Source organism: Lentzea sp. CC55 (genome assembly GCF_021056325.1).
GTDB lineage: Bacteria > Actinomycetota > Actinomycetes > Mycobacteriales > Pseudonocardiaceae > Lentzea > Lentzea jiangxiensis.
Map to the genome: position 1 here is coordinate 34,070 of NZ_JAJCXE010000021.1, position 20,950 is coordinate 55,019.

18 protein-coding genes are annotated in these 20,950 nt (G+C 72.3%); 10 read left to right on the forward strand and 8 right to left on the reverse strand.

The genetic code is table 11. The annotated features are described in order from the left end of the window. Window positions 1-11 precede the first annotated feature (11 nt). A complete protein-coding gene (locus L6E10_RS15185) occupies window positions 12-3,377 on the forward strand; it encodes an ATP-dependent DNA helicase (RefSeq protein ID WP_236220175.1) in 3,366 nt (1,121 codons plus the stop codon). 326 nt (window positions 3,378-3,703) lie between these two features. Here L6E10_RS15185 and L6E10_RS15190 read toward each other — a convergent pair whose 3' ends face one another. Together L6E10_RS15190 and L6E10_RS15195 are read right to left on the reverse strand one after the other, a co-directional pair. Continuing rightward, the gene (locus L6E10_RS15190; RefSeq protein WP_236220176.1) at window positions 3,704-4,243 is read right to left on the reverse strand and encodes a hypothetical protein; all 540 of its coding nucleotides are present in this window, start codon (window positions 4,241-4,243) and stop codon (window positions 3,704-3,706) included. Window positions 4,244-4,318: 75 nt separating this feature from the next. Further along, entirely contained in the window at window positions 4,319-4,699 is a 381-nt protein-coding gene (locus L6E10_RS15195) for a hypothetical protein (protein WP_236220177.1), read from the reverse strand. Between the two features lie 62 nt (window positions 4,700-4,761). Between L6E10_RS15195 and L6E10_RS15200 the strand changes: the two genes are divergently transcribed. Continuing rightward, window positions 4,762-6,186: a M20/M25/M40 family metallo-hydrolase gene (locus tag L6E10_RS15200; RefSeq protein ID WP_236220178.1), complete on the forward strand. Its 1,425-nt coding sequence runs from the start codon at window positions 4,762-4,764 to the stop codon at window positions 6,184-6,186. Then, window positions 6,183-7,226: a TrkA family potassium uptake protein gene (locus L6E10_RS15205; protein WP_090099617.1), complete on the forward strand. Its 1,044-nt coding sequence runs from the start codon at window positions 6,183-6,185 to the stop codon at window positions 7,224-7,226. Before L6E10_RS15200 ends, L6E10_RS15205 begins: the two co-directional genes overlap by 4 nt. Here L6E10_RS15205 and L6E10_RS15210 read toward each other — a convergent pair. Together L6E10_RS15210 and L6E10_RS15215 are read right to left on the reverse strand one after the other, a co-directional pair. Next, a complete protein-coding gene (locus L6E10_RS15210; RefSeq protein WP_236220179.1) occupies window positions 7,195-7,656 on the reverse strand; it encodes a hypothetical protein in 462 nt (153 codons plus the stop codon). The two genes, L6E10_RS15205 and L6E10_RS15210, sit on opposite strands and share 32 nt — an antisense overlap. A 45-nt stretch (window positions 7,657-7,701) precedes the next feature. After that, window positions 7,702-8,271 (reverse strand): hypothetical protein, encoded by a 570-nt coding sequence (locus L6E10_RS15215; protein WP_236220180.1) that lies wholly within the window; start codon window positions 8,269-8,271, stop codon window positions 7,702-7,704. An 80-nt stretch (window positions 8,272-8,351) separates the two neighbouring features. On the opposite strand from L6E10_RS15215, the gene L6E10_RS15220 reads away from it, so the two are divergent. From L6E10_RS15220 to L6E10_RS15230, 3 genes are read left to right on the forward strand one after another with little or no spacing between them, the layout of a single operon-like run. Next, a complete protein-coding gene (locus L6E10_RS15220; RefSeq protein ID WP_236220181.1) occupies window positions 8,352-9,020 on the forward strand; it encodes a response regulator transcription factor in 669 nt (222 codons plus the stop codon). Then, entirely contained in the window at window positions 9,017-10,279 is a 1,263-nt protein-coding gene (locus L6E10_RS15225; RefSeq protein ID WP_236220182.1) for a cell wall metabolism sensor histidine kinase WalK, read from the forward strand. The genes L6E10_RS15220 and L6E10_RS15225 overlap by 4 nt, the downstream gene beginning before the upstream one ends. Window positions 10,280-10,312: 33 nt before the next feature. After that, entirely contained in the window at window positions 10,313-10,786 is a 474-nt protein-coding gene (locus L6E10_RS15230; RefSeq protein WP_236220183.1) for a hypothetical protein, read from the forward strand. Here L6E10_RS15230 and L6E10_RS15235 read toward each other — a convergent pair. The 3 genes from L6E10_RS15235 to L6E10_RS15245 form a co-directional block, all read right to left on the reverse strand. After that, window positions 10,783-11,676, reverse strand: coding sequence for a neutral zinc metallopeptidase (locus L6E10_RS15235; RefSeq protein ID WP_236220184.1), 894 nt, complete (start codon window positions 11,674-11,676; stop codon window positions 10,783-10,785). The genes L6E10_RS15230 and L6E10_RS15235 overlap by 4 nt on opposite strands. 12 nt (window positions 11,677-11,688) lie before the next feature. Further along, the gene (locus tag L6E10_RS15240; protein ID WP_236220185.1) at window positions 11,689-12,912 is read right to left on the reverse strand and encodes a neutral zinc metallopeptidase; all 1,224 of its coding nucleotides are present in this window, start codon (window positions 12,910-12,912) and stop codon (window positions 11,689-11,691) included. 127 nt (window positions 12,913-13,039) lie between these two features. Then, entirely contained in the window at window positions 13,040-14,320 is a 1,281-nt protein-coding gene (locus L6E10_RS15245) for a neutral zinc metallopeptidase (protein WP_275676576.1), read from the reverse strand. A 75-nt stretch (window positions 14,321-14,395) separates the two neighbouring features. On the opposite strand from L6E10_RS15245, the gene L6E10_RS15255 reads away from it, so the two are divergent. From L6E10_RS15255 to nudC, 4 genes are read left to right on the forward strand one after another with little or no spacing between them, the layout of a single operon-like run. Further along, entirely contained in the window at window positions 14,396-16,036 is a 1,641-nt protein-coding gene (locus L6E10_RS15255; RefSeq protein WP_236220186.1) for a DUF2207 domain-containing protein, read from the forward strand. Window positions 16,037-16,045: 9 nt separating this feature from the next. Then, a complete protein-coding gene (locus L6E10_RS15260; RefSeq protein ID WP_236220187.1) occupies window positions 16,046-17,329 on the forward strand; it encodes a pitrilysin family protein in 1,284 nt (427 codons plus the stop codon). Further along, window positions 17,326-18,747: a pitrilysin family protein gene (locus tag L6E10_RS15265; protein WP_236220188.1), complete on the forward strand. Its 1,422-nt coding sequence runs from the start codon at window positions 17,326-17,328 to the stop codon at window positions 18,745-18,747. Before L6E10_RS15260 ends, L6E10_RS15265 begins: the two co-directional genes overlap by 4 nt. Next, window positions 18,744-19,694, forward strand: coding sequence for an NAD(+) diphosphatase (gene nudC / locus L6E10_RS15270; protein ID WP_236220189.1), 951 nt, complete (start codon window positions 18,744-18,746; stop codon window positions 19,692-19,694). The genes L6E10_RS15265 and nudC overlap by 4 nt, the downstream gene beginning before the upstream one ends. Window positions 19,695-19,718: 24 nt before the next feature. On the opposite strand, the gene L6E10_RS15275 is transcribed toward nudC, so the two are convergent. Further along, window positions 19,719-20,924: an FAD-dependent monooxygenase gene (locus tag L6E10_RS15275; RefSeq protein ID WP_236220190.1), complete on the reverse strand. Its 1,206-nt coding sequence runs from the start codon at window positions 20,922-20,924 to the stop codon at window positions 19,719-19,721. Between the last annotated feature and the right edge of the window lie 26 nt (window positions 20,925-20,950).

Sequence of the window (20,950 nt, forward strand, 5' to 3'; positions counted from 1 at the left end):
AAGATGTCACGGTGACCGTCAGCCCGTTCGAGATCGCTGAGGCGCTCGGGCTGAACAAACCGACCCCCGAGCAGGCCGAGGTCATCGCCGCACCCGCACAGCCCGCGCTGGTCGTGGCGGGTGCGGGCGCGGGCAAGACCGAGACGATGGCCGCCCGCGTGGTGTGGCTGGTCGCGAACGGCCTCGTGCTGCCCGACCGCGTGCTCGGCCTCACGTTCACGCGCAAGGCCGCCCGCCAGCTCGCCGACCGCGTGCGCGCCCGTCTGCGCCGGCTGGCCGGGTCGTCGCTGCTCGACGAGCTCGACCCCAGCGGCGAGCGCAAGATGGCCGTGCTGACCGGCGAGCCCGTCGTGCTCACCTACCACGCGTACGCGGGGCGGCTCGTGACCGAGCACGGCCTGCGGCTGCCGGTGGAGCCCGGCGTGCGGCTGCTGACCGAGACGGCGTCGTGGCAGCTCGCGCACCGCGTGGTGTCGACGTGGGCGCGCGACCTCGACACCGACAAGGTGCCGGCGACGATCACCGGGTACCTGCTGTCGCTGGCCGGCGAGCTGGGCGAGCACCTCGTGACACCCGAGGCGCTGCAGGCGCACGCCTCGGAGCTGTGCGCGTTGATCGAGAACGCGCCGCGCGCACCCCGCCAGCGCGACGCGTTGCCGGAAAAGCTGAAGGAAATCGTTGCGGCGCAACGATTGCGGATCGCCCTGCTGCCGTTGCTGGAGGCGTATCAGCAGCGCAAGCGCAAAGAGGCCGCGCTGGACTTCGCGGACCAGATGTCGCTCGCCGCCCAGCTGGCCGCCTTCGAGGAGGTCTCCTCGGGGGAGCGCGAGCGGTACGGCGCGGTGCTGCTCGACGAGTACCAGGACACCGGGCACGCGCAGCGCGTGCTGCTGCGGTCGCTGTTCGGGCTCGGTACGCCGATGCCGGTCACGTCCGTGGGCGACCCGGCGCAGGCGATCTACGGCTGGCGCGGGGCGTCCGCCGCGAACCTGCCGCGCTTCGCCGACGACTTCCCGCCGACCCGCAAGTACGGCCTGCTGACCAGCTTCCGCAACCCGCCCGAGGTCCTCGAGCTCGCCAACGCCGTGTCGCTGCCACTGCGGGAAGCGGGCCTGGACGTCGAGGAGCTGCGCGCCCGGCCGGGTGCCGGGCCCGGTGACGTGCGCCTGGCCCTGCACACCGACATCCGCGCCGAGCTCGACTGGATGGCGGACAACGTCGCGGCGCAGTGGGAAGCGCACCTCGACGCCGAAGGCGTGCCGCCCACGGCCGCCGTGCTCGTGCGGCGCCGTTCGGACATGGCGGCCATCGCGGCGGCGCTGCGCGAACGAGGCCTGCCGGTCGAGGTCGTCGGCCTCGGTGGCCTGCTCGACGAACCCGAGGTGCGCGACCTGGTGTCGGCGCTGCGGGTGCTGGTCGACCCGCTGGCCGGCACCGCCGCGGCCCGCCTGCTCACCGGCTCCCGCTGGCGCCTCGCCGCCGTCGACCTGGCCGCGCTGTGGTCACGCGCGCGAGAGCTGGCCGGTGTCGCACCACGACAGTCCGTTGTGGATGATCCGCTGCTGGTGCTGGCGGACGCCCTGCCCGGCGAACACGCCGAACAGGCAGGCCTCGCCGACGCGGTGGACGACCCCGGCGACCCCGATGCCTACTCACCCGACGGCTACCGGCGCATCCGGCGGCTCGGCGGCGAGCTCGCGGCGCTGCGGCGCAGGCTCGACCAGCCGCTGCCCGAACTGGTCGCCGACGTCGAACGCACCCTGCTGCTCGACATCGAGTCGATGTCACGCCCCGGCATGGTCGGCCGCGCCCACCTCGACGCCTTCTCCGACGTCGTCATGGACTTCGCCGCAGCCTCGCCGTCCGCGACACTCCCGTCGCTGCTCGACTACCTCTACACCGCCGAACACGCCGAGGACGGCCTGGAACCGGGCGAGGTCGAGGTCTCCGAGGACCGCGTGCAGATCCTCACCGTCCACTCCGCGAAAGGTCTGGAGTGGAGGATCGTCGCGCTGCCGCACCTGGTCCGCGACGTGTTCCCCGGCCGCAAGAAGTCCTCGTGCTGGCTCAAGTCCGTGACCGAGCTCCCCGCCCCCCTGCGCGGCGACTCGGCCGACCTGCCGGTGCTGAAGCTGTCCGCCGGCTTCAACCGCAAGGAGGTCGACGAGGCGCTGACCATCCACGCCGAGGAGTTCGAGGAACGCCGCCTCGTCGAGGAACGCCGCCTGTTCTACGTCGGCGTGACCAGGGCCGAGCACAGCCTGCTCATGTCCGGCCACTGGTGGGCCGAGGCCGGCGACAAGCCGAAGGGGCCGTCGGTCTTCCTGCGGGAGATGCACGAGGTCCTGCAACGCGACAACCCGCCCGGCGACATCTCGGTGTGGGCCCCCGAGCCCGAACCCGACACCCCGAACCCGCTCGCCGAGGACGTGAAGTCGTCCATCTGGCCCGCCGACCCCCTGGGCAAGCGCCGCGACGCCGTCGTCGAAGGCGCCTCGATGGTCCTCGCGGCCCTCGACGCCCTGCGCAACGCCCCACCGGAGCCGTTGCCGCTGGTGTTCGAGTCCCCCGAGACCTCCGCCGACGTGACCGGCGAGGACTACCCGCCCCCCGCCGACGAGCCACCGGACGACGACTTCCCGCCGGAGCCCGAACCGCTCCCCGACGACGTGGTCCCCGACGACCCCGAAATGCCCGAGGACGAGGACCCGGAAGGCTGGGCCCGCGACGTCGACGTGCTGCTGGCCGAACGCGCCGCCTCCCAGAACCGCCGGGAACAGGTGGCCCTCCCGGACCACCTCTCCGTCTCACAGCTGGTGGAACTGGCCAAGGACCCGGACCAACTGGCCCGCCGCCTGCGCCGCCCGCTGCCGTTCCCACCGAACCCGCTGGCCCGCCGAGGCACCGCCTTCCACACGTGGCTGGAAAACCGCTTCGGCGCCACCCGCCTGCTCGACCTGGACGAACTACCGGGAGCAGGCGACGCCGACGCCGCCCCGGACGCGGACCTGGAACGCCTGAAGGAGACGTTCCTCGCCAGCACCTGGGCAGACCGCACCCCGCACGACGTGGAGGTGCCGTTCGAGGCGGAGTTCGACGGCATCTCGGTGCGAGGCCGCATGGACGCCGTCTACCGCGACCCGGACGGCTGGACCGTCGTCGACTGGAAGACGGGCGCGGTGCCGGACGACGAGGCCCTACCCGCGCTGTCGGTGCAGCTCGCCGCGTATCGGCTGGCTTGGGCGGCACTGGTCGGCGAGCCTTTGGAGCGCGTGCGGGCGGCTTTCCACTACGTGCGGCACGACGTGACGGTGCGGCCGGCGGACCTGCTGGACGAGCAGGGTCTGAAGGACCTGATCCGCTCGGTGGGGTCGTGACGCGCAGGCGGTGGTGCGGACGGGACGGGACGGCGGCGAGCCCGAAGATCACGTCATGAGGCGGAGTGAGGGCATGATCGCGAGTTGTCCGCAGGCGGCGGCTCTCTGACCTGCGGCGATGTTCGTCCGGGCCCAGTAGGGCAACCCACCCCTGCGGTCGGCTCAGCCCTGAAAGCCCCTCGTCCGGCGGGCCGCCTCGGCAGGCCAGTCACCTCGGCAGGCCGGTCACCTCGGCAGGCATGTCACCTGAGCAGTCCGCCTCGCCCAGCGGGACGCCTCAGCAGTCCGCCTCACCCAGGAAGCCCGCCTCACCCAGGAAGCCCGCCTCACCCCTGCGGACTGCTCCCCGCAGGCGCGTGCGAAGCCTTGAGCACCCGCTCGTACAACACCTCGAGCAGCCACCGCCCGAACAGCGAGGGCCCGAACTCCGGCGACCTGTCCTCCGGCGGCACCATCAGGTCCGCCGACAGGTCGTCGGCCACCACGACGCCGATGCCGTAGTAGTCGAGCTCGATGTACGACCAGGCCAGGGACTCGTCGGTGCGCGGGAGCAGCACGGCGCACGGGGCCAGGGTCAGGAGGGTGCCGCACGACTGGAGGGCGCGGTCTGTCGTGGACTCGCTCACCAGGACGCCGACCAGTTCCACGGCGGCCACCGGGAGGCGGTCGTGTGCGGCCGGTTCGAACCAGGAGCGGAACCAGGACGGGTCGGCTCTCGGGGGCCAGCCGTTCTGGGTTCTCCACTCGTGCACTTCCGGCAGCAAGCGCACTACCGCGGACACCTGCTGGCCCAGGACGGCGACGTCGGGTACGACGACTCCGTCCCAGCCGAGCGCGGTCGCGGCGCGCTGGAGGAGCGTGTGCACAGGCGCATCCTAGGGTTGCTCGCGCGGAAAATGACAGCGTTTGCGGGGCACTTCGTCAACGATTGCCCAGGGTGGTCAAGGTGCGGCTTTCGCGACTTTCCAGGCCCAGGCGACGAGCGGGATCTGCAGTGGCAGGCGGCCGTAGGCGATTGCGCGGGCTCGGGGCGACTTGGCGCGGAAATCCAGAGCCATTTTCACGTTTGCCGGGAACACCGCGATGAAGAGTGCGAAAGCGGCGAACCCGCCGAGGCGGCGGGTGCGGGGGACGGCGACCGCGGCCGCGACGGCCAGTTCGGCCGCGCCGGAGGCGTAGGTCCACTGCCTCGGGGTGCCGGGCAGGGAGCGCGGGATGATCGCGTCGTAGTGCTTCGGCCTGGTGAAGTGGGTCGCCCCCGCGAGGCCGAGCAGTGCGGCGAGCGCCAGCGCGGACCGCGATCGGGAACGGTTCTGCTCCATGCGGTCACCCTGTCATGCCTACGCGGCGTAGGCGAGGCAGGGCTGGCCTATTCTCCACTGGCGTGGCAGGTGATTCTCGTCATCCCGAACGCGCCGCTGTGGCCGCGCTGACCGATTCCTTCGTGGCCCGGCTGTGCGAGTGGGTCCGCATCCCGAGCATCGGCGTCGATCCTCGGCACCACGCTGACGTGCACGAATCCGCCGGGTGGCTGCGGGACCGGCTGTGCGAGGACGGGTGGCCGGAGGTCGAGGTCTGGGACCACGGACCGGCGTTGCCCGCCGTGTTCGCGTGCTGGCCGGCCGAGGACCCGCAGGCGCCGACCGTGCTCGTCTACGGGCACCACGACGTGCAGCCCGTCGATCCCGTCGAGCGCTGGGACCACCCGCCGTTCGAGCCCGTGATCAGCGGCGACGAGCTCCTGGGTCGCGGCGCCAGCGACGACAAGGGGCAGGTCGCGATGCACCTGCTCGGGCTGAAGGCGCACCTGGCGGCGACCGGGCGGAGCGCGCCGGCGGTCACGCTGAAGCTCTTCGTCGAGGGCGAGGAGGAATCGGGTTCCCCGCACCTGCGAAGGCTCCTCGAAGACCACGAGGACCAGCTCTCCTGCGATCTCGTGGTGTTCACCGACACCGCATTGCACGAACGCGACGCGCCGACGGTGAACACCGGTCAAAGAGGTGTTCTCGGCGCGGAGGTCACGTTCTCCGGCGGCACCGACGACGTGCATTCCGGACGGGCCGGCGGCGCCATTCCCAACCCCGCCACGGCACTCGCGAAACTCGTCGCCGCGCTGCACGACGACGACCACCGCGTCCGGCTCGAAGGCTTCTACGACGACGTCCGCGAACCGACCGCGCAGGAACGGGAGGACTACGCCTCGCTGCCGTTCGACGAGGAGAGGTGGCTCGCGAACAACGGGGGCGGGGCGCAGGCGACCCAGGGCGAACCGGGCTACACGACGCTCGAGCGGATCTGGGTGCGGCCCACCGCCGAGGTCAACGGCATCAGCGGCGGCTACACCGGCCCCGGCTTCAAGACGATCATCCCGGCCTCCGCCACGGCGAAGATCAGCTTCCGGCTGGTGCCCGACCAGCACCCCGACAAGGTCGCGGCCCAGCTGCGGGAGTTCGTCCGCGAGCACACGCCGCGGGGCATCCGGTCCGAGGTCGTCCTGCGCGGCGAGGGCGTGCCGCCGTACGCGATCCGCCCGGACGACCCCGCCAACGAGGCGGTCGTCGAGGCCATGTCGCTCGCCTTCGACGAGCCCGTCCGGTTCGCGCGGGCGGGCGGCTCGGGGCCCGCGGCACTGCTGCAGACGTTGGCAGGGGTGCCCCTGGTGTACCTCGGCGCGACCTTGCCGGATGATCGCGTCCACGCTCCGAACGAGCGCGTAGTGGTGCCGTTGCTCCTCAAGGGTGCGGAGGCGGCAGCTCACCTGTGGCGGATCCTCGCCCAAGCGGACATCGCGAAGAGGTTGACTCGATGAGCCTGACTGACGAAGCGGCGCACTCGCTCGTCGGCGTGATCAGGATGCCGGACCAGGTGCAGAGCCCGGTCCGCGCCATCCTGAAACGCGTCATCGGCGCCATGGCGGCGCTGCTGCTCGCGGTGTTGATCGTCTACCTGGACCGGGACGGCTACCGCGACGTCAACGAGGACGGGGTGTCACTGCTCGACGCGTTCTACTACGCGACGGTGTCGCTCTCGACGACCGGCTACGGCGACATCACGCCCGCGTCGTCGTCGGCCAGGCTGATCAACGTCCTGGTCATCACGCCGTTGCGGGTCCTGTTCCTGATCGTGCTGGTCGGCACGACACTCGAAGTTCTCACCGAACGCTCCCGTCAGGCGTTGCGGATTCAGAAGTGGAGGCGGGTCGTGCGGGACCACGTGGTGGTCGTGGGTTATGGCACCAAGGGGCGCTCCGCGGTCGCGGCGCTGCTCGGGGACGGTGTCGAGCCCGGCTCGATCGTCGTCGTCGACACCGTGCAGGAGTCGCTCGACGCGGCGTCCGCCATCGGGCTCGTCACGGTGCACGGCTCCGGTACGCGCAACGACGTGCTGCGGGTCGCGGGTGCGGCACGGGCGCGAGCGATCGTCGTCGCCCCGAACCGGGACGACACGGCGGTGCTGGTCACGTTGACCGCCCGCGAGCTCGCCCCCAAGGCGCAGATCGTGGCGTCGGTGCGGGAACGGGAGAACGAGCACCTGCTCAAGCAGTCCGGCGCGGACTCCGTGGTGGTGTCGTCGGAGACGGCGGGCCGCCTGCTCGGCATGGCCACGGCGACGCCGTCGGTGGTGGCGATGGTGGAGGACCTGCTCACGCCCGACGCGGGTCTCGCGATCTCCGAACGGGACGTGGAGCCCGGCGAGATCGGCGGGTCGCCGCGGCACCTGCCCGACATAGTGCTCGGCGTGGTGCGGGGCAAGACGCTCTACCGGGTGGACGCCCCGGAGGCCGACGCGATCGAGCCCGGCGACCGGCTGCTCTACGTCAAGAAGGTGACCCCGCCCGGCGAGGAGTAGGAACCGGCAGCACGGCCGGTGCGCGCAGCGGCGCGTAGCGGAAGAGGAACGCGTAGAAGCCGCCCGCCAGCGCTGCGAGGCACAGCAGCAGCGCGGTGAGGCGGCTCGTGATCGGCGGGCCGGACGGGACGGAGGCGGCGGACGAGACCATGTCGCCGCCCGTCAGCACGATCTCGACCTTCTCGCCCTTGGTGTGGCCGCAGCCGTCGAGCTTCGCCTGCTTCTTCTCGCCGTTCGCGTCCCACTCGACGGTGTCCGTGCCCTGACCGCACGTCCCCGTCTCGACGACGGTCGCGGCCACGGGTCTCAGGGGCTCGGTCGCGCCCAGCACCTTGAGCGGCACGAGAAGCGCGACCGCGACCCCGATCCCGACCAGTCCGACGACCAGCAGGATGAACACCCATCTGTCCGGGCTTCGCGGAACCGCCACAGTGCGATGGTCGCAGACGGGGCGGCCCGCGTGGAGCCCAGGTTTTTACTCGGGCAGCTGCCGCAGCCGGTCGACCTTGATGGTCTTGCCGTCGGTCACCGTCCCGGTCACGGCCACGAGGTCGCCGTTCTTCGGCTTCTCGCTCACCGCGGACAGGTCGAGCGGCGTCTGCAGGCCGTCCACCTGGATCAACGTGGCGTTGTCGCCGTTGACGTCCTTGACCGTGCCCCGCTCCTGGGCCTTCGCGAGCGCCACGGCCAGCGCCTTGCCGTCCTTGGCGCGCACGGTGACGCGCTGGTCGGCCTTGAGCCCGGCCAGGTCGCCGCCGCGCAGCTTCGTGGAGCCGTCGGTGGTCAGCGACACCTCGCTGCCGTCGTCCTTGGTGACGGTGAGCTTGCCGGACTCGACCGACCTGACCCGTCCGACCACGAGGGTGCCGTCCTTGAGCTTCGCGGTGTCCGCATGGCCGGGCTTGCCGGGACCGCCGGGGTGGCGTTCCGCGAACACCGCCGCGGGACCGCCGGGACCTTCGGCCGCCGTCGCGACCGCGATGCCGCCCACGGTGAGGCCGACGGCCGCGACGACGGCGCCGGCCCACGCTGATTTCTTCGACATGCACCTCAGGGTGCGCGCCCATGCTGAGCGCGAGCTGAAGGTGAGTCGCCCGAACTCCCGGTGATCAGCAGAATGGTGTGGTGTCCGCCAGGGTGTTGGTGATCGAGGACGCCGAGGCGATCGGTGCCGCGGTGTCGTCCGCGCTGCGCGAAACCGGGTACGAGGTGCAGCACCGCCTCGACGGGCGCCAGCTCGAGGCCGACCTCGGCCGGTTCCGCCCCGACCTGGTCGTGCTCGACGTGATGCTGCCCGGTCGCGACGGCTTCCAGCTGCTCGAGGTCATCCGCCGCTCGTCCGGGGCCGGCGTGGTCATGCTGACCGCGCGCGACGGCGTGCCGGACCGGCTGCGCGGCCTCTCCGGCGGAGCCGACGACTACGTGGGCAAGCCGTTCGTGCTCGCCGAACTGGTCGCGCGGGTGTCCGCCGTGCTGCGCCGCCTCGGTCGCACGCCCTCGACGGTGCAGGTCGGGGACCTGGTCGTGGACGCCGACGCCGGTGTCGTCCTGCGCGCCGGCAAGGCGATCGAGCTGACCGCCACCGAACTGCGGCTGCTCGTGTACCTGGCGGCCCAGCGCGGCCGCGTGGTCTCCAAGACGCAGATCCTCACGGCCGTGTGGGGTTACGAGGACTACGACCCCAACCTCGTCGAGGTCCACGTCAGCGCCGTGCGCCGCAAGATCGAAGAACACGGCTCACGGCTCGTGCACACCGTGCGCGGCCTCGGGTACGTGCTGCGGGCCGACGAATGAACCTCCGCACGGTCTCGTTGCGCCGACGGGTCGCGGTGTCCGTGCTGCTGGTGCTGTTCTTCGTGCTCGTGGCACTGGTCATCGCGGTCGACCGCACGTTCGCCGGCCAGTCCTCCCGCGACGTCGACGGCGTGCTGCGCGACGCCGAGACGCGCGCGGTGGTGTCGTTGCGCAACGGCGTGGCACCGCGAGAGGTCACGCGCCAGCTGTCGAAGCGGAACATCCACGTCACCATCGAGCTGCCCAACGGCACCGTGGTCGGCGCCGCGCCCGACGAGGGGCAGTTCGAGCGCAAGACCCGCAACGTCGGCGGCAACAAGGTCACCCTCTACGCCGACACCGAGGCGATCTCGCAGGCCCAGCACCGGTTGCGCAAGCTGCTGCTGGTCCTGGGCCTCGGGGCGATCGTGATCACCGGGCTGCTGATCGTGGTGGTGGTGCGGCGCGCGTTGGCGCCGTTGGACGCCATGACCTCGCTGGCCCAGGCCATCGCCGCCGGGCACCGGGGAGGGCGGCTCAACCCGTCCCGCACCGACACGGAACTGGGCCGCACCGCGGCCGCCTTCGACGGGATGCTCGACTCGCTGGAGGGCTCCGAGCAGCGGACCCGGCGGTTCGTCGCCGACGCCGCGCACGAGCTGAGGACCCCGATCACCGGGGTGCAGGCGGTCGCCGAGGCCCTGGTGCAGGCCCCCGTCGACTCGCCCGACCGCGAGAAGATGTCGTTCCTGCTGGTGCGCGAGGCCCGGCGGGCCGGACGGCTGGTGGACGACCTGCTCGCCCTCGCCCAGCTCGACGCGGGCTACGAGATGCAGCGCGAGTCCGTGGACCTGCTGGCGCTGGCCGAGGCCGAGGTCGCGCGCACCCGGTTCGTGGCCCCGGACTTCGACATCACCGCCGAGGGCGTCCCGGTCGCCGTGGTGGGCGACGGCCAACGGCTCGCGCAGGTGCTCGCGAACCTCGTGGACAACGCGCGGCAGGCGACCGGTCCACAGGGGACGGTGCGCATCCGGGTCGACCTGACCGGGTTCACCGTGTCCGACGACGGTCCCGGGGTGCCGGAGTCCGAACGGGAGCGGATCTTCGACCGGCTGGTCCGGCTCGACGACGCCCGCGACCGGCGTTCGGGCGGGTCGGGGCTCGGGCTCGCGATCGCTCGCGGCGTGGTCCGGGCGCACGGCGGCGACCTGACGTGCGAGCCGTCCGAACGGGGAGCCGCCTTCCGCGTGGTGTTGCCCGCGGCTAATCCTGTCGCGTAGCGGGCCCGCGTTTGCTTCCATCGAGGTGTGGACGTGGACGTGGTGGTGCAGTGGGTGCGTACGGAGTGGACGAAGAGGTCCCGGGGAGCGCCCGAGTCGGTGAAGAGGAACTCGGTGCCCGTCGGGTTCGCGCTGCCGCACCGCGAGCCCGCCGTGCACGAGGTCCGGCTGCGCGAGTGGGAGGACTTCGCGCCCGTGTGGTCGCCGGAGAGCCGGGAGGTTGACCGCGTCCACGTCATGCTGCGCGAAGAAGACGGCGTGCTGGCCGTGCAGCTGCACGACACCATGATGGCCACACCCCACCGGAAGGTGCGGCCGTCGCCGGTGCGGCTCTCGCCCGGTGAGTGGGTCCGGTGGCAGATCAACCACCGCTGGGCGCGGCCCCGCGACGGCGGCTGGAACTACCTGCTGACCACGCTGAACCTCGCGTACGGGCCCATCGGCGACACCAAGCTGTTCCTGGGCAGGCCCACCCGTCACGTCGACGAGCGGACGCACCTGCGCTAGGCGACCTGCGCCGCGGGCGCCGAGAACGTGTTGCAGGCGTCGGTCGAGTTCGCCCGGAAGCCCGCCGACGCCCAGTTCGCCTGGTTCTGCGCCGAGCCGTGGGCGTTGTTCTCGGGCTTCTCCTCGATCGCGAACCGGAAGTCCTCCTGCGCCTGCCGCGCGAGGTTCGCCGTCAGCGACCCCCGGCCCGCCGCGGACGCCAGGAACATGCCCGCGAGGCAGTTCGCCTGCAGCTCGATCCGCCGCGACATCTCCAGGCCCGCCGGGGTCTTCTCGCCCGCGTCGATGATCTTCAGGTCCGCCGCGCGCAGCATGCCGGTGAGCGCCTGCACGTGGTGGCCGTACTCGTGCGACAACGTGGCCAGGTGGGTGGCCGGGGCCTCACCGCCGCCGTTGTCGCGCAGCCGGGACGTCGGCATGTAGATCGTGCGGTTGCGGCCGCAGTAGTACGCCACCGCGTGCCCGGACTCCGGGGCAGCGCCGCACGGGCCGTCCTTCAGCTCCGGCGACGCGTCCAGCACCGGCTTGTCGAACGGCAGGTTCACCGACGACAGCAGCGGGCCCCAGGCCGTGTCGAGGCACTCCACACCGGCCGCGTAGTAGGCGGCCAGCTGCTGGTCCGACGTGCCGAACGGCGGCAACGTGCAGGTCACCGGGGGCACCGAGGCGGGTTTGACGAGGAACGGGTGGTCCGCCAGCCGGTAGACGGCCCTCGGGCGGATCGGGGTCGTCGGCTCGGTCGAGGCGGCGGGCGCCGGCCGTGAGCCCGCCAGGGCGTGCCCCGCCACGACCGCGGGACGGCTCAGTTGACCGATTCCGAGGACGAACGCGACCACCAGCACGAACACTCCCGCGAGCAGGACCGGGTTGTTGTCGGCCGGTGGGGTCACGCTCTCCCCTTCCTAGGAGACCGAAGCCGGGTCGGCGGCCCAGGTGTTGCACTCGGACGCCTTGTTCGACCGGTAGCCCCGGTCGACCCAGTTCGCGTTGTTCTGCGGTGTGCCGTGGTCCTTCGTCGGGTAGATGTCGTAGTCACCCCGGTTGCCCGCGTCGGTCAGGCCGACCCTGATCACGTCGATCGGGATCGCTCCGTGCGACAGGGGGGCGAGCGTCATGCCTCCGAAGCACGTCGCCTGCAGCTCCATCCGGCGGTTCAGGTCCAGGCCCTTCGGAGTATCCCACCCTCCCGCGTCGTACTGCGCGCGGTCCGACGCCTTGAGCATCCCGGTGAGCCACTGGAGGTGGTGGCCGTACTCGTGGGCGAGCTGGCCCAGGTACTTGCCGGGGTGGTTCGGGTTGTTCGGGTTGCGCTCGGCGGCGTAGGCGTTCGCCGTCCAGTAGATGCCGCCCTGGCAGTAGCGCGCGGTCTGGTCCGGGCGGACCGTGCCGCACGGGTACTGGGCGGTCTCGGTGACGATGTGCAGCTCGACCGGCTGGTACGGCAGGTTCGCCGCCTGCAGCGCGGGCTTCCACATGCTCTCGATGCACGGCAGCGCCGCGCGCAGGAACCGGTCCTGGCCCGCGGGGGAGTAGTCCATCGCCGGCAGCGCGCAGCCCGGGATCGTGTTCGCGCCGAAGTTCGCCTTGAGGAACGGGTGGTCCGCGAGCGCGTACACGGCCTTCGGACCCGCGGGGGTCGCCGGCGTGGACGGGCTGCGCGACGGCATCGCGCGCGAGGGTGCCGTCGTGGTCGTGGGGGCGTCCGTGGTCGTCGGCGCCCCGAACGTCGGGCTGTAGGTCGTGTAGTTCGAGTAACCCGTGTCCTTGACCTTGCTGCTCAGCGTCGCCGCGAACACGCCGACCGCGGCGAGACCGAGGACCACCACACCGCCCAGGATCAGGGCGATCATCGGGCCGTTGTTCTTGCGGGGCGGCGGCGGGCCCATCGGGTACGGCGCGTAACCACCGGGAGGCGTGCCCCACGACGGCTGCGGCGGCGGCATGACCTGGCCGGGTGGCGGGGGAGGCCCGTACTGGGCGTACTGCGCGGGCGGCGGGCCCTGCGGCGGCATGCCGTACGGGGGCGGGGGGCCCTGGGGCGGACGCTGCCCGAGCGGTGCGGGCATCGGCGGCGGGCCGACCGGGCGCGGCGGCGGCCATGAGCCCGGCGGCGGTGGTTGCGTCATCGCCTGAGGTCCCCCCATTGGTCGTCCTGGGTCGGGTACGAGCATAGGCGGACCGAGATCACGTGTCCCCCGACCGGGCTAACGCGTCCTGTCCACGACCTTGAGACGCGCGGGCCGGGGGACCGGTTCACGAGACGTCGCCGGGGCTCGCCGCCCAGGTGTTGCAGGCCTTGATGTTGTTCTGCCGGTGGCCGTGCATGACCCAGCGCTCGTTGTTGGGCGCGCTGCCGTGGTCGGGCCTGCGGTTGTAGTCACCGCGTTTGCCCGCGTCACTCAATCCGGTGTTCACGACGTCCATCGGGACGACGCCCTTGTGCGAGAACGGCGCGAGCGTCATGCCGCCGAGGCAGGTCGCCTGCAGCTCGAGCCTGCGGTTGAGCTCCAGGCCCTTCGGGGTGTCGAACCCGCCGACGTCGTACTGGGCCTGGTCGGCGGCGCGGAGCATGCCGGTGAGCCACTGGACGTGGTGGCCGTACTCGTGACCGAGCTGGCCGAGGTAGACGCCGGGGTGCCGGACCGTCGTGCCGCCCTCGCTGGCGTAGAAGTTGCCGGGCCAGTAGATGACGCCGCGGCAGAACATCGCCGTCGAGTTGGCCTGCCGCGAACCGCACGGCGTCTGCGTCGTGCCGGTGAACACCTGCAGCTCCACCGGTTGGTACGGCAGGTTCGCCGCTTTCAGCGCCGGCTGCCACGCCTTCTCGATGCACGGCAGCGCGGCCGCGAGGAACCGCTGCTCGCCCGCCGGGTTGTACTCCATCTTCGGCAACGGGCACGAGTCGAAGTCGTTCGCGCCGACGCCGGTGGCGAAGATCGGGTGGTCGGCGAGCTTGTAGACGGCCTTCGGCCCCACCGGCGTCGGCTGCGTCGACGTCTTCGGGGACGTCGTGCTCCTGCTCGGCGTCGTCGTGCTGGCCCTGGTCGTCGTCGTGGCCGGGGAGGAGTAAGTCGGGCTGTACGTCGTGTAGTTCGAGTAACCCGCGTCCCGCACCTTGTTGTTCATCGTCGCCGCGAAGACGCCGATGGCGCCGAGACCGAGGACCACGACACCGCCGAGCACGAGAGCCAGGACCGGGCCGCTGCCGCTCCTGCGCGGCGGGGGCATCACCGGGTACGGCGGCCGTCCGAACCCGCCGGGGTGCGGCTGACCCCACGACGGCGGCGGCATCACGGGACGCGGCGGCGGCATCATCGGGCGCGGTGGTGGCAGCGGCGCACGGCCGGGCGGCGGTGCGTACGCGAGAGGAGCGCCGTAGGGAGGAGGCGGTCCCATCGGCGGACGCGTGCCGGGCGGCGGGCCCTGGACCGGATGGGGACGCATCGGCGGCCCGTACGGCGGCGGAGCGGGCACGGGAGGCGGCCCCACCGGGCGTGGTGGCGGCCGGTAGCCCGGCGGCGGTGGTTGCGTCATCGCCGAAAATCCCCCAGTTGGCGTCTGTTCGAAAGTCCGCCGGAGCATATGAGGACTCCGCTATTGTCCGCAGCCGTGTTGAAGAACTGGGGTGCGGCGATCTTCGTCGCCGTCGCGCTGACGTCCGCCACGTCCACGGGCACGACCGCCGGCGCGCTCGCGCAGCCGCTTCCCGGCACGGTCAGCACCGAGGTGCGGATGAAGCTGGAGCGCGACTCCCGGCTCTCCGTCACCGAGACCGTCCAGGTCCCGGACGGCACGACCGTCAAGCGGACCGTCCCCTTGCGACTCGCGGTCGGCAACGACCTGGAGCGCCGCTACGAGGTCACCGACGCCAAGGTCGAGGGCAGGGGCGGCACCACCGTCGGCGACGACGAGTTCTCCGCCACGTTCGAGGGCGGCCAGAGCACGCTGACCTACACGGTCGTCGGCGCCGTCGCCCCCGTCGGCGACGCGCTGGAGGTCCGCTGGCAGGTCGCGGGCGGCTGGGACACCGAGCTCGACAAGGTCTCCGTCTCGTTCTCCGCACCGGACTCCCCGACGTCGGTCAACTGCCTCGCCGGCCCCGTCGGCTCGTCGCAGCCCTGCACGAGCGCGGACCTCGCGGACGGCAAGGGCGTGCGCGCACAGGAGATCAAGCTCGGCGCGGGCGAACGCGTCGACGTCGCGATCGGACTGTCCGCGGGCGTCGTGCCGCCCAACGCCGTCGTGGTCGAGCAGTCCGGGCTCGCGGCCGCGTTCGCGCTGACGCCGATCAGCGGTGCCGCGCTCGGCGGGCTGCTGGTGCTGCTGCTCGGCGGCGTTGCCCTGCTCTGGTACCTGCGCGGCCGGGACGCGGCGGCGCTCGCGAGCGAGGTCGGCGCGGTCTCCGTGCTGGTCCGCGACGCCGGCGGCCGGGTCGCGTTCGCCTCGCCCGACGGCGTGCTGCCCGGCCAGGTCGGCACGGTCGTCGACGAGCACGTGGACGTCGTCGACGTGACCGCCACGGTCATCGACCTCGCGGTCCGCAACTACCTGTGGATCGCGGAGGTGCGCCAGGAGGACGGCTTCGGCCACGACTGGCAGATCGTGCGCCGCAACCCCGCCGACGCCTCGCTGTCCGGGTACGAGAGGGCGGTCTACGAAGCCCTGCTGCCGCAGGGCGCCGACGCCGTCACGGTGTCGGAGCTGCGCGGCCGTCAGGTCGACCTCGCCCGCGTGCGCGCCGAGCTGTACGCCGACGTCGTCGAGAAGCGCTGGTTCGTGCGCCGCCCCGACGCCGAGCGCAGCCTGTTCTGGTGGGTCGGCATCGGCCTCGCGGTGCTGGGCCTGGTGGCCACCGTCGTGCTGGCGCTCACGGTCGGCAACGCGCTGTTCGGCCTCGCGGTCGCGGTCGGCGGCGTCGCCCTCGCGTTCGGCGCCCGGTCGATGCCCGCCCGCACCAAGCGCGGCAGCGAGCTGCTGGAGCACGTCCGCGGGCTGCGCGGGTACCTCCACGGGGTGACACCGCAGGACGTTCCCGAGGCCGACCGCGAGCTGGTGTTCTCCCGGTCGCTGCCCTACGCGGTGGTGCTCGGCGAGACCGAGCGCTGGCTGGAGGCGTTCGGCCGGCAAGATCTGTACTGGTACGGCAACGCCACGGACTTCCGGCGCAGCTTCCCGGCGTTCCTCGGGGCGCTCGACGGCGTGCTCGCCCAGGCGGGCCACCTGCGATCGCTCCGGGCGCCGAACCCGTAGGCTTGCCGCATGGCCTCACCCGAACTGCACAGGTTCACGTTGCCCAACGGCCTGCGGGTGGTGCTCGCCCCCGACGCCAGCGCACCGGTCGTCGGCGTCAGCGTGCACTACGACGTCGGCTTCCGTTCCGAGCCGGAGGGGCGCACCGGGTTCGCGCACCTCTTCGAGCACCTCATGTTCCAGGGCAGCGAGAGCCTGGAGAAGCTGGCCCACTTCCGGCACGTGCAGTCGTCGGGCGGCACGTTCAACGGGTCCACGCACCCGGACTACACCGACTACTACCAGGTGCTGCCGAGCGCGGCCCTGGAGCGGGCGCTGTTCCTCGAGGCGGACCGCATGCGGGCGCCGAAGCTCACCGAGGAGAACCTCCGCAACCAGATCGACGTGGTGAAGGAGGAGATCCGGCTCAACGTGCTGAACCGCCCGTACGGCGGGTTCCCCTGGATCCTCCTGCCGCCGGTGTTGTTCAAGACGTTCGCCAACGCGCACAACGGCTACGGCGACTTCGTCGACCTGGAGAGCGCCACGATCGACGACTGCGCGGAGTTCTTCGACACCTACTACAGCCCGGCGAACGCGGTGCTGACGGTGGCGGGCGACCTCGACGTCGAGGCCACGAAGGCGTTGGTGGAGAAGCACTTCGGCGACGTGCCCGCGCGGCCGAAGCCCGAGCGGCCCTCGTTCGCCGAGCCGGCCCCGCAGGGCGAGGTGCGCCACGAGCACGGCGACGCGCTGGCCCCGCTGCCCGCGATCGCGATCGGCTACCGCGTGCCGGACCCGACGACGGACATCGACGGCTACCTCGCTTACCTGGTGCTCGCGGGCGTGCTGACCGACGGCGACAGCTCGCGCCTGCAGCAGCGCCTCGTGCACCGCGAGGGCATCGTGATCGACCTGAACGCCGGCTGCGGCCTGTTCGGCCCGCTCGAGGCCCGCGACCCCGACACGTTCAGCATCACCGCGATCCACACGCCGGAGGTCGAGGCCTCCCAGGTCATCGCGGCCATCGACGAGGAACTGCAGAAGCTCGCGCAGGAGCCGCCGTCGGCCGAGGAGCTCGCGAAGGTCACCGCCCGCTGGGCGTCGACCATGCACAAGGAGCACGACCGGCTCACGAACCGCACCCTGGGCCTCGGCTCGGCGGAGCTGCTGTTCGGCCGTGCCGAGCTCATCTACGAACTGCCCGAACGGATCGCCTCCGTGACCGTGGACGAGGTGTCGGCCGCGGCCAAGGCGCTGCGTCCCGACTCCCGCGCCCTTCTCTTCGTCAAGCCCACCGGAGGATCCCAGTGACCGCCTCGACTTCCTCTTCGGGGAGCAAGACCCACCGGTCCGCCGAGGAGATCGGACGCACCGGGACGGGCCCGCGCCCGCTGCCCGAGCTGGGCACCCAGAAGGCGGCGGCCGATCTGTCCACTGTGGACACGACGCTGCCGAACGGCCTGCGCGTGATCGCGGTCCGCCGCGCCACCGTGCCGATGGTCGAGCTGCGGCTGCGCGTCCCGTTCGCCGACCCGTCCGGCTCCAGCGCCGGGTCGCAGCACTCCGCGATCGCCGAGATCCTCGCGAACACCGTCCTGACCGGCACGCAGTCCCGGTCCCGCGTGCGGATCGACACCGAGCTGGCCCTCGTCGGCGGCGAGCTCGACGCCGTCGTCGACCCGGAGCGGCTGAGCATCACCGGCAACGCGCTGGCCACCGGCCTCGACACCGTCCTGGACGTGCTGCGCGACGTGCTGACCTCGGCGTCGTACCCGGCGGAGGAGGTGGAGCGCGAACGGGCCCGCCTCGTCGAGCGCATCGCCCTCGCCCGGTCGCAGCCGAACGTCATCGCCCGCGAGGCGCTGCAGACGCTGCTGTACGGCGACCACCCGTACGCCAAGGAGATGCCCGAGGCCGACGAGGTCGCGAACGTCAGCCGTGAGGACGTGGTGGCGCTGCACGGCAAGGCGTTGCTGCCGCGCGGCTCCGTCCTCGTGGTCGTCGGCGACGTCGAGCCGTCCGAGGCTGTGACCCGCATCGGCGAGGCGCTGGCCGCGTGGCAGGGCGACGGCGAGGCCGTCCAGCTGCCGCCGCTGCCCGCGGTGTCCGGCGGCGACGTGAAGCTCGTGCACCGCGCCGGTGCCGTGCAGTCGCAGATCCGCCTCGCCGCGCAGGCGATCCCGCGCACCGACCCGCGCTACCCGGCGCTGCAGCTCGCGAACCTCGTCTACGGCGGGTTCTTCTCCTCGCGGCTCGTCGAGAACATCCGCGAGGACAAGGGCTACACCTACAGCGCCCGGTCGCACCCGGAGTTCACCGTCCACGGCGCGACGCTGCTGATCGACGCGGACACGGCGTCCGACGTGACGGCCGCGGCGCTGCTCGAGACCCGCTACGAGCTCGCGCGGCTCGGCCTCGTGCCGCCGTCGCAGTCCGAAGTGGACACCGCGCGCAGCTACGCCGTCGGCACGCTGCTCACCAGCACGTCCTCGCAGTCCGGCCTGGCGTCGTTCCTCGTGAACCTCGTCGCGCTGGGCCTCGGCATCGACTGGCTCGTGGCGCACCCGCAGCGCCTCGCCGCCGTCACCGCCGAGGAGGTGGCCGCGGCCGCGCTGGAGTTCTTCGCACCGGCGAACTTCACCGGTGTGCTCGTCGGCGACGCCGAGCAGCTCAAGCCGAAGCTCGCCGCCCTGGGCGGAGTCGACCTGGGCGAGGTCTCGTCCCGGTGAGCTTCCGACTGGCCGACCTGCCCGCGCTGTCGCGGTCCGCGGTCGACAGGTGCGAGCCGTTGCGCGGCGACGACGAGAAGCTCGCCGCGCTCTGGCCCAAGGCACGCGTGCTGGTCGTCGACACGCGCGGCCGCACCCTGGTCGCCGACCGCGGCACGCGGGTGGTCGACCGCCCGGCCGTCGAGTTCGGCGACCAGCCGCCCGTGAACGCCGTCCTGCTGGGTGAGCAGGACGGCGTGGCGTACTTCGCCGTCCTGATGCCCGCCGAGGAGGGCGAGGTGGCACCGGCCGGCCGCGCCTGGGGCCCGCCGGAGCTCACGGACGAGCCGCAGTGGCTCGACCTGCGGCAGGCGGGCGCGACCCTGGACGACCTGGGGGCGGGCCTCTTCACCACCGCCGCGGCGCTGTTCCAGTGGCACCGCCTCGGCAAGTACTGCGCCAAGTGCGGCGCGCGGACCGTGCTGGAGAAGTCCGGCTGGACGTCGGTGTGCTCGGGGTGCGGCCGCGAGGAGTACCCGCGCACCGACGCCGCGGTGATCTGCCTGGTGCACGACGGTGCGGACCAGGTCCTGGTGGCCCGCGGCCCGGAGTGGCCGGAGGGGCGGTTCTCCGTCCTCGCGGGCTTCGTCGAGGCGGGCGAGTCGCTGGAGGCCTGCGTGGCGCGCGAGATCGCCGAGGAGGTCGGGGTCGCCGTCCACGACATCCGCTACCTCGGTTCGCAGCCGTGGCCGTTCCCCCGGTCGCTGATGATCGGGTTCGAGGCGGTGGCGGACCCCGCCGAGCCGTTGCGGCTCGCGGAGGGCGAGATCGCCGAGGCCAAGTGGGTCTCGCGGGCGGACGTGCGGCGGGCCATCGAGGAACCGGGCAGCGTCCCGGGCCTCGGCCTCGCCGGTGGTGCGTCGATCGCGTTCCGGATGCTGCAGAGCTGGTCGGGCGCCGAGGCCTAGCCGTTCGGTCGCCCCGGCCGCGGCTCATCGCCCGACTCGCGCGATGTACCCGTCGGGGCGGACCACCGCTTCCCGGCCGTCGACCGCGGTCGTGGCGCCCTTGCCGTCGGCGAGGTCGAGCCCCGGCAGGAACGTGCCCGCCAGCGGGTGGTCGCACCCGGTCTCGTAGCGGATGTCGGTGCCCTGCACCATCGCCGAGATCCGCGCCTTCACCTCCGGCAGGTCGAGCAGGTCGCTCACCAGGGAGTGCAGTTCGCGGGACCGGGGGTCGGGGCGGGTCAACGCCACCTGGGCCAGGGTGTTGCGCAGCACGCGGTCGGCCACCGGATGGCGTTCGGCGGTGTAGGTGTCGATCAGCGCGGAGTCCCCGGTGGCGAGCTTCCAGCCCAGGTTGAGGGCGTCCTGCAGGCCCAGGTTGAGGCCCTGGCCGCCGAACGGCGAGTGCACGTGGGCGGCGTCGCCCGCCAGCAGGACGTTGCCGCGGCGGTAAGTGGTGGCCTGGCGGGTGTTGTCGGTCCAGGTGGTGGCGGTGTGGACGTGCGTGATCCGGACGTCGCGGCCGCTCACCCGGCGCAACGCGGCTTCCAGCGCCTCGCGGGTCACGTCGCGCGTCGCCGGCGGGCCGTCGTACTCGATGAGCATGACGCGGCCCTGCAACGGACCTGACGCGTGGACGCCCCGCGGGGTGCGGTGCCAGCCGTGCGGGAGGTCGCCCTCCAGGTCGACGACCGCCTGGTAGCCGGTCAGGGTGGGGCCGGTGCCGGGGAAGTCGAAACCCGCGAGCCGGCGGACGGTGCTGCGGCCGCCGTCGCAGCCCACCACGTACTCCGAGCCCAGGCCGAGGTCGGTGACCTCGACGCCGCGGCGGATCTCCACGCCCAGGTCGAGGGCGCGGGCTTCGAGGATCCGTTCCAACGCCTGCTGCGACAGCATCACCAGCGGCAGACCGTCCAGTTTGAACAATCCCGCGAAGTGGCCGGTGGAGCGCCGCGGGTTCCACGCGAGGCGGTCCGCCTCCTCCTCGCTCGCGGCGTCGATCGCGGGGCCCAGGCCGCGCATGCCGAGCATCTGACGGGTCAGGCCGCTGATCATCTGGGCCTTGATGGTGTCCGCCTGGGTGGTCAGGCGTTCCAGCACGGTGGTGCGGACGCCCTGGAGGGCCAGTTCGCAGGCCAGCAGGAGGCCGACCGGACCCGCGCCGACGACGGTGACGTCCACTGAGGTTTTCATGCTCAAAATTTGAGCGTGAAAACGTG

Bases quoted from the DNA above. Each gene is read 5' to 3' on its own strand.
- L6E10_RS15225 (WP_236220182.1), top strand. From the start codon at position 9,017: ATGAACCTCCGCACGGTCTCGTTGCGCCGACGGGTCGCGGTGTCCGTG.
- L6E10_RS15195 (WP_236220177.1), bottom strand. From the start codon at position 4,699: ATGGAGCAGAACCGTTCCCGATCGCGGTCCGCGCTGGCGCTCGCCGCA.
- L6E10_RS15245 (WP_275676576.1), bottom strand. From the start codon at position 14,320: ATGACGCAACCACCGCCGCCGGGCTACCGGCCGCCACCACGCCCGGTG.
- L6E10_RS15260 (WP_236220187.1), top strand. From the start codon at position 16,046: ATGGCCTCACCCGAACTGCACAGGTTCACGTTGCCCAACGGCCTGCGG.
- L6E10_RS15275 (WP_236220190.1), bottom strand. From the start codon at position 20,924: ATGAAAACCTCAGTGGACGTCACCGTCGTCGGCGCGGGTCCGGTCGGC.
- L6E10_RS15240 (WP_236220185.1), bottom strand. From the start codon at position 12,912: ATGACGCAACCACCGCCGCCGGGCTCATGGCCGCCGCCGCGCCCGGTC.
- L6E10_RS15215 (WP_236220180.1), bottom strand. From the start codon at position 8,271: ATGTCGAAGAAATCAGCGTGGGCCGGCGCCGTCGTCGCGGCCGTCGGC.
- L6E10_RS15205 (WP_090099617.1), top strand. From the start codon at position 6,183: ATGAGCCTGACTGACGAAGCGGCGCACTCGCTCGTCGGCGTGATCAGG.